12 protein-coding genes and 3 tRNA genes are annotated in these 13,599 nt (G+C 61.3%); 9 read left to right on the plus strand and 6 right to left on the minus strand.

Annotation, left to right across the window (positions count from 1 at the left end; all coding sequences use genetic code 11):
• Positions 1–92 precede the first annotated feature (92 nt).
• Both KUW18_RS10390 and KUW18_RS10395 read right to left on the minus strand, forming a co-directional pair.
• On the minus strand, positions 93–587 hold the full coding sequence (locus KUW18_RS10390; RefSeq protein WP_224907536.1) for a cytochrome P460 family protein: 495 nt from the start codon (positions 585–587) through the stop codon (positions 93–95).
• A gap of 229 nt (positions 588–816) precedes the next feature.
• Positions 817–1,443: a riboflavin synthase subunit alpha gene (locus tag KUW18_RS10395; RefSeq protein WP_222163335.1), complete on the minus strand. Its 627-nt coding sequence runs from the start codon at positions 1,441–1,443 to the stop codon at positions 817–819.
• A 493-nt stretch (positions 1,444–1,936) separates the two neighbouring features.
• Here KUW18_RS10395 and KUW18_RS10400 point away from each other — a divergent pair, with 493 nt between their 5' ends.
• The 4 genes from KUW18_RS10400 (at position 1,937) to KUW18_RS10415 (ending at position 5,056) form a co-directional block, all read left to right on the plus strand.
• Positions 1,937–2,980, plus strand: a complete 1,044-nt coding sequence (locus KUW18_RS10400; protein ID WP_222163336.1) for a methionine ABC transporter ATP-binding protein — start codon at positions 1,937–1,939, stop codon at positions 2,978–2,980.
• Positions 2,961–3,614 carry a methionine ABC transporter permease gene (locus KUW18_RS10405; RefSeq protein ID WP_206944596.1) on the plus strand — a complete coding sequence of 218 codons (654 nt, stop codon included), beginning with the start codon at positions 2,961–2,963 and terminating at the stop codon, positions 3,612–3,614. The genes KUW18_RS10400 and KUW18_RS10405 overlap by 20 nt, the downstream gene beginning before the upstream one ends.
• 96 nt (positions 3,615–3,710) lie before the next feature.
• Entirely contained in the window at positions 3,711–4,505 is a 795-nt protein-coding gene (locus tag KUW18_RS10410) for a MetQ/NlpA family ABC transporter substrate-binding protein (protein WP_206944598.1), read from the plus strand.
• Between the two features lie 83 nt (positions 4,506–4,588).
• Complete coding sequence (locus KUW18_RS10415) at positions 4,589–5,056, plus strand: GAF domain-containing protein (protein ID WP_222486003.1); 468 nt, start codon at positions 4,589–4,591, stop codon at positions 5,054–5,056.
• 273 nt (positions 5,057–5,329) lie between these two features.
• Here KUW18_RS10415 and KUW18_RS10420 read toward each other — a convergent pair.
• From KUW18_RS10420 to KUW18_RS10430, 3 genes are all read right to left on the minus strand, one after another.
• A tRNA-Val gene (locus KUW18_RS10420) sits at positions 5,330–5,406 on the minus strand.
• A gap of 29 nt (positions 5,407–5,435) precedes the next feature.
• Positions 5,436–5,512: transfer RNA gene (locus KUW18_RS10425), tRNA-Val, on the minus strand.
• Positions 5,513–5,602: 90 nt separating this feature from the next.
• Positions 5,603–5,679: transfer RNA gene (locus KUW18_RS10430), tRNA-Val, on the minus strand.
• Between the two features lie 282 nt (positions 5,680–5,961).
• Between KUW18_RS10430 and KUW18_RS10435 the strand changes: the two genes are divergently transcribed.
• The 4 genes from KUW18_RS10435 to KUW18_RS10450 all read left to right on the plus strand — a co-directional run bounded on the left by KUW18_RS10435 (position 5,962) and on the right by KUW18_RS10450 (position 11,362).
• On the plus strand, positions 5,962–6,720 hold the full coding sequence (locus KUW18_RS10435) for a DeoR/GlpR family transcriptional regulator (protein ID WP_222163339.1): 759 nt from the start codon (positions 5,962–5,964) through the stop codon (positions 6,718–6,720).
• A gap of 187 nt (positions 6,721–6,907) precedes the next feature.
• The gene (glpK, locus tag KUW18_RS10440; protein WP_222561369.1) at positions 6,908–8,410 is read left to right on the plus strand and encodes a glycerol kinase GlpK; all 1,503 of its coding nucleotides are present in this window, start codon (positions 6,908–6,910) and stop codon (positions 8,408–8,410) included.
• Between the two features lie 21 nt (positions 8,411–8,431).
• The gene (locus tag KUW18_RS10445) at positions 8,432–10,060 is read left to right on the plus strand and encodes a glycerol-3-phosphate dehydrogenase/oxidase (RefSeq protein ID WP_222561370.1); all 1,629 of its coding nucleotides are present in this window, start codon (positions 8,432–8,434) and stop codon (positions 10,058–10,060) included.
• A gap of 225 nt (positions 10,061–10,285) precedes the next feature.
• Positions 10,286–11,362 (plus strand): endonuclease/exonuclease/phosphatase family protein, encoded by a 1,077-nt coding sequence (locus KUW18_RS10450; protein WP_206944608.1) that lies wholly within the window; start codon positions 10,286–10,288, stop codon positions 11,360–11,362.
• A gap of 85 nt (positions 11,363–11,447) precedes the next feature.
• Here KUW18_RS10450 and KUW18_RS10455 read toward each other — a convergent pair whose 3' ends face one another.
• Positions 11,448–12,827, minus strand: a complete 1,380-nt coding sequence (locus KUW18_RS10455; protein ID WP_222561371.1) for a class II fumarate hydratase — start codon at positions 12,825–12,827, stop codon at positions 11,448–11,450.
• A 346-nt stretch (positions 12,828–13,173) separates the two neighbouring features.
• Between KUW18_RS10455 and KUW18_RS10460 the strand changes: the two genes are divergently transcribed.
• Positions 13,174–13,557 carry a phasin family protein gene (locus KUW18_RS10460; RefSeq protein WP_206944765.1) on the plus strand — a complete coding sequence of 128 codons (384 nt, stop codon included), beginning with the start codon at positions 13,174–13,176 and terminating at the stop codon, positions 13,555–13,557.
• Positions 13,558–13,599: the final 42 nt, after the last annotated feature.

Below are 13,599 nucleotides of genomic sequence, written 5' to 3' on the forward strand. Positions count from 1 at the left end.
CGCGTCTGCCACCGAACAGATCGGTGCCAAAACGCACATCGGGCGCGATGCAACAGCACCTGCGCCCGACGGTGGCGACTCTCGAAAGCGCGCTACTCTACCAGAATCGGGTAGGCTTCGGTATAGATCCAGTCCTTGTCCTTTGCCGGGACATGGCAGCCCAGGCAGTCCGTCTGGTAGTCCGCCGACACATTGGTCGCCGGGTCGTCAGTCTTGAACAAGGCCCAGCCCCACCCGTCCCCCCAACTGCCATTGCTGTCGGCAAAGCGGTTGGTCGCGTCCTTGACCATCACAAACCACTGTTTAATGGTGTCGTTCTCGTAGCTCACACCGGCGCCAGTGGTGTAGTCACCGGTGCTATGGGCGCGCAGCTCCTTCACCAGCACGGCACCGTCGGGGAACACGCCGTTTTCCCGATAGGCAGCAATGCTTTCGGGCTCGGTATAGACGTTGTGGAAGCCGCTCGCATCTCCCTCTGGCACAAACCAGGAGCCCAGGTGGGCCATCTCGGTGCGGAAATTCTCGGGCAGGTGAATGGTGCCGTCGTCGTCTACCCAGGGTGATAGATCACTTTCGGCGGTCGCCATCGTGGCAAACCCGCACGCTAGGATGCACGCCCCTGCCGCCAATGCCTTGGCTGTCATTTTCATGGTCGTCCTCACTGATCACGGTCGGTGCAAAATCGGAATGTGGCATCCGATTAAGTTAGCACCGCCTCAAGCGAGGAAGGCCCTCGTCTCCTCTGCTACGGGCGCTACGGCACAGCGAGCAAGACGATCTCCGACGTCCACAGCGAACAAGGCCACCGCCCCTGATTCAGGCGCCACCTTTCGCCGCCAGCACTCGCTCAACGGTCTCGACAATCGCCTGGGTCTGGGGGTCCACCTCGATATTGACCCTGTCTCCGGGTCGACGATCCGCCAGCGTCGTGCGGGCCAGCGTTTCCGGAATCAGGTCGACGCAGAACGCACCGCCACGGGTTTCCTGACGCAGTGCACCGATGGTCAGACTGATGCCATCGACGCCGATATAGCCCTTGGTGAAGACAAACCTGTCCAGCCCCTCCGGCAACAGAAACCAAAGGCGCCGATTATTGGGCGCCTCGTCCAGCTCCACCAGCTCCGCCTGCGCCATGACATGCCCTGACATGGCGTGCCCGCCGATCTCATCGCCAAAACGCGCCGCACGCTCGATGTTGACGCGGTCGCCAATGGATACCGCGCCTAGATTGGTCACCCTGAGGGTCTCGCGCATCAGGTCGAAACTGACCCGATCGCCGTCCACCGCAGTCACCGTCAGACACACCCCGTTGTGGGCCACGGACGCGCCCAGTGCCAGACCTTCCAGCAAGTGCTCCGGCAGGCGCACGACATGGGTGCGAAACGCCTCAGCTTCGATCATGTCGACCACTTCAGCGGTGCCTTGCACAATCCCGGTAAACATCCTCATCTCCTCGCCAGCGAAAAGGCCTCGGCCTTCGATCGGGCCAGTCTATGGATCTCCGCCCTAAAGTTCCATGCAAGCGACGGCCCCGCCCCACGAAAGGCGATGATCAAGCGTCACCCTCTTGGCCTTCATGGGTCTTCTGCCGGCATTCCCCGTGGGTGGGTAAGTGGGCGGGTGACTCGGCGGTAGACGAACCTCCATCTTGACGCCCCCATCCACGTCGACAAGTGATTGACAGGACTCAGCAAGCCCCCTATTCTTGCCGGCTACATTTTTAGGCGCCGATTTGTACCCGGATTGCGGGCGCCCGTGCCATGACACTCACAAGGTGTCAGCGCATGAAGTGCAGCTAAAAGGGTGTGTCCAGCGTTGATGGCCACCCGCCAGGGTGGCCTTTTTTTTGGACACCCCTTGCTCTTGCCTGCCCTCTGCCTGACCTGCCCATGGTCCTGCCCGCCCCCGGTCACTCGGTGCCCACCCGGTGGCTGACATGATACGACTGACCAACCTCTCAAAGACCTTCGGCACCGGACCACGCGCGGTCCAGGCGCTGAAAAACGTCAACCTGCATGTGCCTCGCGGACAGATTCACGGCGTCATCGGCCTGTCGGGCGCTGGCAAGTCCACCCTGATTCGTTGCGTCAACCTGCTGGAGCGCCCTACCACGGGCACCGTGGAAGTCGACGGCCAGGAGCTGACCGGGCTCGCGGGGCCGGCCCTCAATCAGGCCCGCCATCGCATCGGCATGATCTTCCAGCATTTCAACCTGCTGACGTCGCGCACCGTGTTCGACAACGTGGCGCTGCCGCTTGAGCTGATGGGCGTCAAGGGAGCGGAGATCAAGGAACGTGTCACGCCTCTGCTCGAGCTGGTTGGCCTGGCGGATAAGGCCAAGCAGTATCCCGCCCAGCTGTCCGGCGGCCAGAAGCAGCGCGTCGCGATTGCCCGGGCCCTGGCCAGCCGGCCACAAGTGCTGCTGTGCGATGAAGCCACCTCAGCGCTGGATCCGCAGACCACCGCCTCTATTCTGGAACTGCTTCAGGACATCAACCAGAAGCTCGGACTGACCATCCTGCTGATTACCCATGAGATGGAGGTGGTCAAGACCATCTGCCACCGAGTCGGCCTGATTTCCGGCGGCGAGCTGGTCGAGGAGGCCGATGTGGGTGACTTCTTCACCTCGCCACGCACGGCCCTTGGCCGCCACTTCCTCAATGACTTTCTCGAGCTGGAGCCGCCACGGGAGCTGATCGACCGACTCGAACCCCAGGCGGGCGAGCACACTCACCCGGTGGTACGCCTGGCCTTCTCCGGCGATGCAGTATCAACGCCATTGATCTCGCGCCTGGCCCGGGAGTGTGGAGTCGACGTCAGCATTCTGCAGGCCAAGGTCGAGTCCATCCAGGAACGCACCCTCGGCCTGATGATCGCCGAACTGATGGGAGGTGCCGACGACACTCGCCGCGCCCTCGACTATCTGCAAGCCCATGACCTGACAGTGGAGGTGCTCGGCCATGTCCAGCGCGATGTTTAATCTGATTCTCGAAGCCACTCTGGACACGCTGTACATGGTGGCGGTCTCGGGCATTCTCTCCGCCCTGGTCGGCATCCCGCTGGGCGTCCTGCTGTACGTGACTCGGCCTGGCCAGATCCTGGCACAGCCGGTCCTTCAGTCGGTGCTCGGCATCGTGACCAATATCGGGCGCTCGATCCCCTTTATCATCCTGATGGTGGCCATCATTCCGTTCACTCGCATGCTGGTCGGCTCCTCCATTGGCACCAATGCCGCGGCCGTCCCCCTGACCATCGCGGCCATTCCCTTTATTGCACGTCTGGTGGAGGGAGCACTGAACGAAATCTCTCCCGGCCTGGTGGAAGCCGCGCAGTCCATGGGCGCCACGCCCTGGCAAATCATTTCAAAAGTGCTTCTGCCAGAAGCACGTGGCGGCATCTTTACCGCATTGACGGTCACCGCCGTCACCCTGGTCAGTTACTCCGCCATGGCCGGAGCCGTTGGCGGCGGCGGATTAGGCGACCTGGGCATCCGCTATGGCTACAATCGCTTCAATCCAACGATCATGCTGATCACCGTCGCTATTCTGGTCGTCATGGTGCAAGTCTTTCAGAGCCTGGGCGACTATCTGGTGCGCAAGAGCAACCATAAATGACCCTCAGCAACATATAGCGAAAACGAATTAGCAAAACCTTTGTTATTCCATTATCATCGCGGCACACGTCATCACCGCCTGTGGGAGACACCGATCATGCGCAAGACATTGCTGGGCGCCCTTGCCCTTTCTACCCTGTCACTGGCCATCAGCCAGGCCAACGCTGACGAGCACAGCATCAAGGTAGGCACCGTAGCGGGCCCGGAGACCGACGTCATGCAGGTCGCCGCCGAGCTGGCAGAAGAGCGTTATGGCCTGGACGTGGAGATCATTGAGTTCACCGACTACGTGACACCCAATGCCGCACTCGCCGACGGCAGCCTGGACGCGAACGCCTACCAGCATGAGCCGTACATGAACGCCATGGTCAATGATCGGGGCTATGACTTCGCCATTGCCGGACGCACCTTCGTGTATCCCATCGGCGCCTATTCCGAGAAGTACACCAGCATCGACGAACTGCCGGAGGGCGCCACCATCGCCCTGCCCAACGACCCGTCGAACGAAGGCCGCTCGCTGATCCTGCTGCATAACGAGGGCCTGATCACCCTCGATGATCCGGAGAACCTTGAGGCCACACCGCTGAACATCGTGGAAAATCCCCACGACTTCGACTTCCGCGAAATCGAAGCGGCCCAGCTCCCCCGCGTACTGCCGGATGTGGACATGGCCTTCATCAATAACACCTTCGCTCAGCCCGCCGGCCTGACCCTGGAGGACGCGCTGGTCAAGGAAGGTCCCGAGTCACCCTACGTCAACATCATTGCCGTGCGTAGCGGCGACGAAGACAGCGAAGCCATTCAGCAGCTGGTCGACGCCTACCAGAGCGACGAAGTCGCTGCCAAGGCCGAGGAACTGTTCAAGGGCTCCGCGGTGCCTGGCTGGAAGTAACCCATACTGGCTCTTCGAGGCCGGCCAATGCTGATCAGCATGGTCGGCCTTTTTCACTTCTGCAGGACGGAATCAAGACCCTCATGTCATCCTATGACCTTCTGGTGCGTCAGCTCAGCGCCCTTCTCGACAGCGATGATTGGCTGACCAACGCCGCTCAGACCAGCGCCTTTATCATGCAGGAAGTCGAAGCGCTGAACTGGGCAGGCTTCTATCTTCACAAGACGCCACAGGTGCTGTCGCTTGGCCCTTTCCAGGGCAAGCCAGCCTGCCACCCCATTCCGTTCAACAAGGGGGTTTGCGGTGCGGCAGCCCGAAGCCTTGAGACCCAGCGCGTCGACGACGTGCATGCGGTAGCGGACCACATCGCCTGCGACAGCGCATCCCGCTCCGAGCTGGTCGTCCCGATTCTCGATGCCGCAGGCCAACTGTGGGGAGTCCTCGACCTGGACAGCCCACAGCAAGGGCGCTTCAGCGCCGACGACCAGGCAGGCATCGAGCGCCTGGTAGAGGTCTTTCGGCAGGCCAGTGGACTGAGTTCTGAGTTCTGAGTTCTGAGTTCTAAGTTCGGAGGCCTAAGCCTCACCACATCGCGGCCACCTCAAGGGCAGTGACGCCTCCAGGGCGTACTGCCCTACTCTGCCCGCCGCTACCCCTTCCGCCTGCTCTCTCGTCACCTACCCCTCGCCAGCCTGTCCCTCGTCACCACGCCTCTCGTCAGCGAGGGCATCCTGGAGCTTTACGGAACGGCGCGGTGAAGACACAATGATCCACCAACGAAAAAGGCCCCGAGCAAATAGTGCTCGGGGCCTTTTTCTGGAATCTGGTAGGACCAGGCGGATTTGAACCGCCGACCTCCACGATGTCAACGTGGCGCTCTAACCAACTGAGCTATGGTCCTGCTGTATAACGCTAACTGCGGCTACTGACTGGTAGGACCAGGCGGATTTGAACCGCCGACCTCCACGATGTCAACGTGGCGCTCTAACCAACTGAGCTATGGTCCTGCAAAGATCAGCCTTGCTATTACTGCATGTGCCACTACTACCTGTACCACTACAACAGGCACCGGCACGAAATGTGGCAGAACTGCATAATGGTAGGACCAGGCGGATTTGAACCGCCGACCTCCACGATGTCAACGTGGCGCTCTAACCAACTGAGCTATGGTCCTACACTGTCCAGAGGAACGAATTACCCTTGAGCAACCTTCCTTTACTGGACCGGTCTGGGCGACGCCTTGAAGGGCCTCATCCCTGACAACGGATGCGAATTCTACGGGATCGTCAGAATAATGCAAGCCCTTGAGTTCACCGAATGATTTTTTCTGATGGAGCGTGCTCGGCCATGCGCTTTGCCCTCCCCCAACATGAACCACGAGCACCGGGTGAAGACCATCGCCAATCACTGCCAAGTTCGTTTACGATCACCAGATATCGCTTAGGGAACGCCTGAGATGAATCAGCAACAGCGTCAGGATGCCATCATCGACCTGGTCAGCCGCCAGGGGTACGCCAGCATCGAGCAGTTGACCGACCACTTTGGCGTGACACCGCAGACGATCCGGCGCGATCTCAATGCACTGGCCGAAACGGGACGCATCAGGCGTGTTCATGGTGGCGCCGGCCTGGAATCCAGCACCGTCAACACCGCCTACGCCACCCGCAAGACGCTTAACCTGGATGCCAAGCGACGGATCGCCGCCAGCGTCGCCCGCCAGGTACCTCATCACGCCTCGCTGTTCATCAACATCGGAACCAGCAACGAACTGATCGCTGAAGCGCTGCTGGAGCATCAGGGACTGGAAGTCATCACCAACAACCTGAACGTGGCGTCCATCCTCCACCCCAAGGAAGATTTCAAGGTGATCGTGGCTGGCGGCCAGGTTCGCCCGCGGGATGGGGGAATCATCGGCGAAGCCACCATCGACTTCATCCATCAGTTCAAGGTCGACATCGGCCTCATCGGTATCAGCGGGATAGACGAGGATGGCTCACTGCTGGAGTTCGACTATCAGGAAGTGCGCGTCGCCCAGGCCATCATCCAGAATTCACGTCAGGTATTTCTTGCCGCTGACCACTCGAAATTCCGCCGCAACCCCGTGGTGCGGCAAGGCAACGTCGCACAACTCGATGCGTTGTTCACCGACCGTCAGCCACCAGAGCCCATTGCCCGCCTTCTCAGGACACATGACGTGGCCCTGCACATCGCGTGACTCGCCTGTCTCCGCGGCCTGAGGCGAGCCTCCATGGTCGTTTTTCGCGCATGCATTTGTTCGTTAGCCAACATCTGTCTATGCTTATTTTCGAATCCGAAACCCTCTGAACCGTTACCGCCTCTGGCCAAGCGTACGTTCATCCACCACGCTGAAGTCGTCATTCGCGTTTCAGGAAACCTTGCCCATGCAACGCCCCTACATTCTTGCCTTCGACCAAGGGACCACCAGCTGTCGCGCGATCCTGTTCGACCAGGCGACCCGTATCGTTGGCATCGCCCAGAAAGAGTTCACCCAACACTACCCACAGGCGGGCCGTGTTGAGCACGACGCGATGGAAATCTGGGGCTGCCAGATGGGGGTGGCCCGGGAGGTGCTGGAAACCCAAGGGGTCAAACCCAGTCAGGTCGCGGCTATCGGCATCACCAACCAGCGTGAAACTACCCTGGTCTGGGACCGACACACCGGCAAGCCGATCCATAACGCCATTGTGTGGCAGGACCGGCGCACCGCTCCCTTGTGCGATGCGCTCAAGGACAAGGGGCTTGAACAACATATTCGTGACACCACCGGGCTGGTGGTGGACGCCTACTTCTCCGGCACCAAGATCCGCTGGATACTCGATCAGGTCGATGGTGCCCAGCAGCGAGCAGAAGCCGGCGACCTCCTGTTCGGTACCATGGACAGCTGGCTTTTGTGGAATCTCACCCGTGGCGAACAGCATGTCACCGATGTCTCCAACGCATCACGCACCATGCTGTTCAATATTCACTCCCTGGAATGGGATGCTCGCCTGCTGGAGGCTCTCGATATTCCGCTGGCCATGCTGCCGCAGGTCAGGTCATCCAGCGAGGTCTATGGCACCACCGCCAAGGAAATGTTCGGCGGGGCGCAGATCCCCATCGCCGGTATTGCCGGGGATCAGCAAGCGGCGCTGTTCGGCCAGGCCTGCTTCGAAAAAGGCATGGTCAAGAATACCTACGGCACCGGCTGCTTTTTGCTGATGAATACCGGCGATACCCCCGTACCGTCGCCGTCAGGCCTGCTGACCACTGTGGCCTGGAGCCTGGACGGCAAGGTCACCTATGCCCTGGAGGGCTCGATTTTCATCGCCGGCGCCGCCATTCAGTGGCTGCGGGACGAACTCAAGATGATCGACGCGGCGGGAGACTCCGAGTACTACGCCAGCAAGGTCGAGGATGCCGACGGCGTCTATGTGGTACCGGCCTTCGCGGGTCTCGGCGCCCCCTACTGGGACATGTACGCCCGAGGCGCCATCTTCGGCCTGACCAGAGGCTCGAGCAAGGAACATATCACTCGCGCCACCCTCGATGCGCTGGCCTACCAGACCCGCGACATCATCGATGCCATGCAGGCCGACTCGGGCATCACCCTGAAGGCACTCAGGGTCGACGGAGGCGCGGTGGCCAATAACGTCATGATGCAGTTCCAGGCGGACATGCTCGCGGTCAACGTGGAGCGTCCCCAGGTCATCGAGAGCACGGCGCTCGGCGCCGCTTATCTGGCCGGCATTGCGGTCGGGCACTGGAGCCTGGAGCAGCTGGCCCACAGTGGCGATATCGAACGCACCTTCTGCCCGGCGATGGCCGAAGAGGAACGCGAGCGGCGCTACAAGGGTTGGAAGAAGGCCGTGCGGCGGACCATGAACTGGGAGCGCGACGACACCTGACACCTCCAGGGAGGCGGACTCATGCAGCTGCGTGATACCCATGTGCAACGACTCAAGACCGAGCACTTCGATGTAGTGATCGTCGGGGGCGGCATCAATGGTGCCGCCAGCGCGGCCGCCCTGGCAGGCAAGGGCGTCAAGGTCGCCCTTATCGACCGGGGCGACTTCTCCGGCGAAACCAGCCAGCATTCCTCCAATCTGGTCTGGGGCGGCATCAAGTACATGGAAAGCTATGACTTTGCCCTGGTCAGAAAACTCTGCAAGAGCCGCAACCATCTGATTCGCAGCTTTCCCTCGACAGTGCAGGAGATTCGCTTTCTGACCACCGTCGACAAGGGCTTCCGGCATCACCCACGCACACTATGGCTCGGCACCTGGCTGTACTGGCTGATGGGCAATGCCTTCACCCGGCTACCGCGCTATCTCAACCCCAAAGGCATCAAGGCCAGGGAGCCGATCGTCGATACCGGCAATGCCGTGGGTGGATTCGAGTACTCTGACGCCTATCTACACGACAATGACGCCCGCTTTGTCTTCAACTTCGTGCGCACCGCCCTGGACTATGGTGCTGCCGCTGCCAATTATGTCGAGTCCAGGGGTGCCAGCCGCCAGGGCGGGCACTGGGTGGTCGATGGCTGGGACCATCAGGCGCAGACCTCACTGCGCATCAATGCCAGCGTGTTGATCAACGCCTCGGGCCCCTGGGTGGATGACCACAACCAACGCAGTGGCCAGGTCACCGAGCACCACCACGCCTACTCAAAGGGCATCCACCTGATCGTGCCGCGGCTGACCGATCACCATCGAGTGCTGGCCTTCTTCGCCGACGATGGCCGGCTATTCTTCGCTATTCCCATGGGCCCCCGTACCTGCATTGGTACCACCGATACTCGGGAGCAACGCCCGGAAGTCGCCGTCACTGACCAGGACGTCAGCTTCGTTCTCGACAACATCAACAAGCGTCTGACGCTGGAGCGTCCACTGACGAGCAGCGACGTCATTGCCAGCCGTTGTGGCGTGCGTCCGCTGGCGGTCAAGGCCAGTGCCGACGGCCAACGGGATTTTCTGCAAATGTCACGCAAGCACGCCATCGACACCTCAAGCGAGGATCGTCATATCAGTATCTTTGGCGGAAAACTCACCGACTGTGTGAACGTCGGCGAAGAAATCGTCGCGGAAGTCGCCGCCCTGGGCGTCACCATCCCTGACCCGGATGCACGCTGGTATGGAGAACCCCACGCGGATGATCGACGGGAGTTCATGCACCAAGCACGCCTGCTCGAACTGGACACGATGACGCCGGCCTCATCCAGCGAGGCACTGAGCACGCGACTGTGGCGCCGCTACGGCCTGAGCGCCTTTGGCATGCTTGATCAGATCCGCAGAGATCGCCGACAAGGGGAACTGCTGATAGCGGGCACCGAGTACCTTCGCTGCGAGCTGGAACATGCCGCCAGCAAGGAGATGATCACCCGGATGGACGATTTCCTGCGCCGTCGCTCGAAGATTGCGCTAGTGGTGGACCACGAAAGCCTGCGCGACGCCCCCGGCCTTGAAGAGGCCGCGCGCATTCTTTTCGGCGACGACGCCGAGCAGCAGCTACAGGAATACTTCCACACCCACCGCCCTGCCCCCCGCAAGCTCGCCTGAGCCCACGATGGCGTCAACCCGCGGTGCGGGCTCAGACCACCGGGGTTCAGACCGACGAGGCTCAGCCCGAAAGCTGGTGGTCCCGGTCACTTACGCTGCCGCGATCTGCGCTGCGCTGTCGAAGCCCTAGCGAAAAGACGGCTCTCGTGGCCCTATCGTCCAGCGCTACATCTCGTTAGTCTGATCAACGATCTCCCGTTTACCACCACGTCGAAGGACCGCCGAATGGTTGAGTTGATCGCTGATGTCATACTGGTGTCTGTCGTGACGGTGCTCGCAGCTGCGACCCTGATCGCCAGAATCCCCACCCACTGGTGGTGGCTTAGAGCCTGCGAATTTCCGCGCCTGCAGCTAGGCCTCGCCGCTCTGCTGTGCGCCCTGGCAAGCCCCCTGGCCAGCCCGCTATTGACGCCTTGGTTGATGATCGTCGCCTTGGTGGTGGCGATCATACAGGCGGGATACGTGCTGCCCTGGACACCGCTCTGGCCGGTACAAGTGAAATCGGCGGAAGACGATGTCGCTGACCGCTGCCTGACGCTGATGGTCGCCAACGTGCTGACACCCAATCGCAACAGTGATGGGCTGCTCAAGCTGGTCAGGGACCACGAGCCGGACATGCTGCTGACGCTAGAATCGGATGACTGGTGGGGCAGCCAACTGGATGAGGGGCTCGCTGACAGCTACCCCCACGCTGTTCGCGTCCCCCTGGACAACCTCTACGGCATGCACCTGTACTCTCGCCGCCCGTTGCACGACACCAAGGTCAAATGGCTGATACAGGATGACATCCCCTCCATCCACTGTGGCGTCGAGCTGCCCAGTGGCGAGCAGATACGCTTCCACGCGCTGCATCCGCGCCCCCCGGCCCCCAGCGAGAGCGAAGAGTCGCTATGGAGAGACGCCGAACTGATGCTGGTGGCCAAGCTGATCCATCAGGACCCCGTTCCGACACTGGTCGCCGGTGACCTTAACGATGTTGCCTGGTCCCGCAGCACGCGACTGTTTTGCCGTGTCAGTGGGATGCTGGACCCCCGCCGCGGGCGCGGGCTGTTCGCCAGTTTCCATGCCAACATACCGCTGCTGCGCTGGCCGCTGGACCATGTCTTCGTCAGCGAGCATTTCACCCTGGCGCATATGGAGCGACTTCCCGCCTTCGGCTCGGACCATTTTCCGATTCTTGCTCGGCTCTGCTACCGACCGGCCAGGGCAGACGAACACGACACCCCCGAAGCGGCACCGGCGGAGTTTCGTGATGCCCGGGATACCGTGGAAGAAGCCAAGGAGCGGGACGAGCCTAGCTGACGTCAGCGACCAACGCGGCGAAGCCCTGACCGTGCAGGGCTTCGCCAAAGGCATCAACGGGTCTCGTCGCCGCCACTCGACAACGCTATTCGGGAATGCCCCCTTGGGTAAGGGCGACCGGATCAAGCAGGCGCTGCAGCTCCTCACGTCCCAGCTCGGTTTCTTCCTCGGCGACGTCAATGATCGGGCGCCCGGCCTGGTACGCCTTCTTGGCAATCGCCGCCGCGGCGTTATAGCCGATCACCGAATTCAATGCCGTCACCAGGATGGGATTGCGCGCCAGCGGCTCGCTCAGGTTGTCTTCGCGCACCTTGAAGCTGGCAATCGCCTTGTCTGCCAGCAGTACCGAGGTTTGGGTCATCAGGGTAATGGCCGTCAGCAGGTTGTTGGCGACCAGCGGAAGCATCACGTTCAACTGGAAGTTTCCGCTCTGCCCGGCCACGGTCACCGCCGCATCAAGCCCAATCACCTGGGCTGCCGCCTGGGCCGCCGACTCGGGAATCACTGGATTGACCTTGCCTGGCATGATCGAACTGCCCGGCTGCAGGGCCTCAAGCTCGATCTCGCCGAGTCCCGCCAGCGGGCCGGAGTTCATCCAGCGCAGATCATTGGCGATCTTCATCACCACACAGGCCAACCCCTTGAGCTGTCCTGACAGTTCGACGGCAGCATCCTGTGACCCCAGACTGGCAAAGAAGCTGTCGTTGGGACTCAGCGTCAGTCCGGTCAGGCGTGACAACTCTTCCGCCATGCGCTGTGCAAATTCGGGATGGGCATTGATGCCCGTGCCCACGGCGGTCCCCCCCTGGGCAAGGCGACATAGCCGAATCAGGGCACTGTCGAGGCGTTCGATGGCCTGGCCTACCTGATTGGACCAGCCCCCCAGCTCCTGACTCAGGCGCAGCGGCATGGCGTCCATCAAGTGGGTGCGCCCGGTCTTGACCACACCGTCGAGCTCGTTGGCACGCCGATCAATCGTGTCACGCAAGTGCACCAGTGCCGGGCGCAAGCGGCCCGTGACCTCAAGGGCAGCCGATAGATGCAGCGCCGTCGGGATGACATCGTTGCTCGACTGGCCCATGTTGACGTGATCGTTGGGCCCCACTTGAAGGTCATCACGACTGGCCAGGTGGGCGATGACCTCATTGACGTTCATATTGCTGGAGGTGCCAGAGCCGGTCTGAAACACATCGATCGGAAACTGGTCGTCGTGGCGTCCCTCGATGATCTCATCGGCCGCCTCGATAATGGCCTGCCCTCGCGCATCATCCAGCAGGCCGAGGGCCACATTGACCACGGCGGCGGATCGCTTGATCCGTGCAATGGCATGAATGAAGGCGACGGGCATGGCCTGCCCGGATACGGGAAAGTTATTGACCGCACGCTGGGTCTGGGCGCCGTAGAGAGCACCGGCGGGAACCTCCAGTTCCCCCATGCTGTCGCGTTCGATACGTGTCTGCGTCATGGATCACTCCTGATCGATAGTGGCAAGGGTCACGGTCTTCTCCCCCTTCCTTCACCATGGTGGCGCCAAGGCCTGCTTGCAAGCGTCATCTCGCTGTCACTGTGCCCTGTCATCGTTGTGCCCATGCGCTGGCGGCAAAATGCCCGGTCCGGTCGGCTTAAAACACATGCACTGTGCCACTTCACGTTTTCCCGCACCTATCGCCAGACTCAGCCCACACACATGTTGCGATGCACAAAACGCTCTGCTATTGTGCACTGCAACAGAAGACACCCAGGCAGCGACCTACAGGGCAACTCCCACGGTCCGGCCTAGCGTGAGTTCGATAACCCAGGAGGTTCTGATGATGCGCACTTTTGACGCCAAAGCACTGTTCAACAACGAGCAAGTCGAGACTCTGTTCTTCGGTCCGGCTCGCGCCTACGCCAACCTGACTGTCGACTTCGCCGAGAAGCTCGCCAGCGCTCAGCTGGACGCTGCCAAGGCTTACGCCGAGACCGGTCTGGCCCAGGCACGCGCCTTCACTTCCGTCAAGGATGCAGAAGGCCTGCGTTCCTACATGGAAGGCCAGCAGAAGGTCGCCAAGGACCTGACCGAGCGCATGAAAGGCGACGCCGAGAAGGTCGTGGCCCTGCAGCAGGACTTCGTCTCCAAGAGCCAGAAGCTGGCCGAAGACAACGTCAAGGCAGCCACTGACACTGCTACCAAGGCGACCGCCAACGCCAAGTAATTCGGCAACGGCACTCGCCTGAACGACGCCAGTCGTTCATCA

The organism is Halomonas sp. DP5Y7-2, assembly GCF_019802025.1.
GTDB classification, from domain to species: Bacteria; Pseudomonadota; Gammaproteobacteria; order Pseudomonadales; family Halomonadaceae; genus Halomonas; species Halomonas litopenaei_A.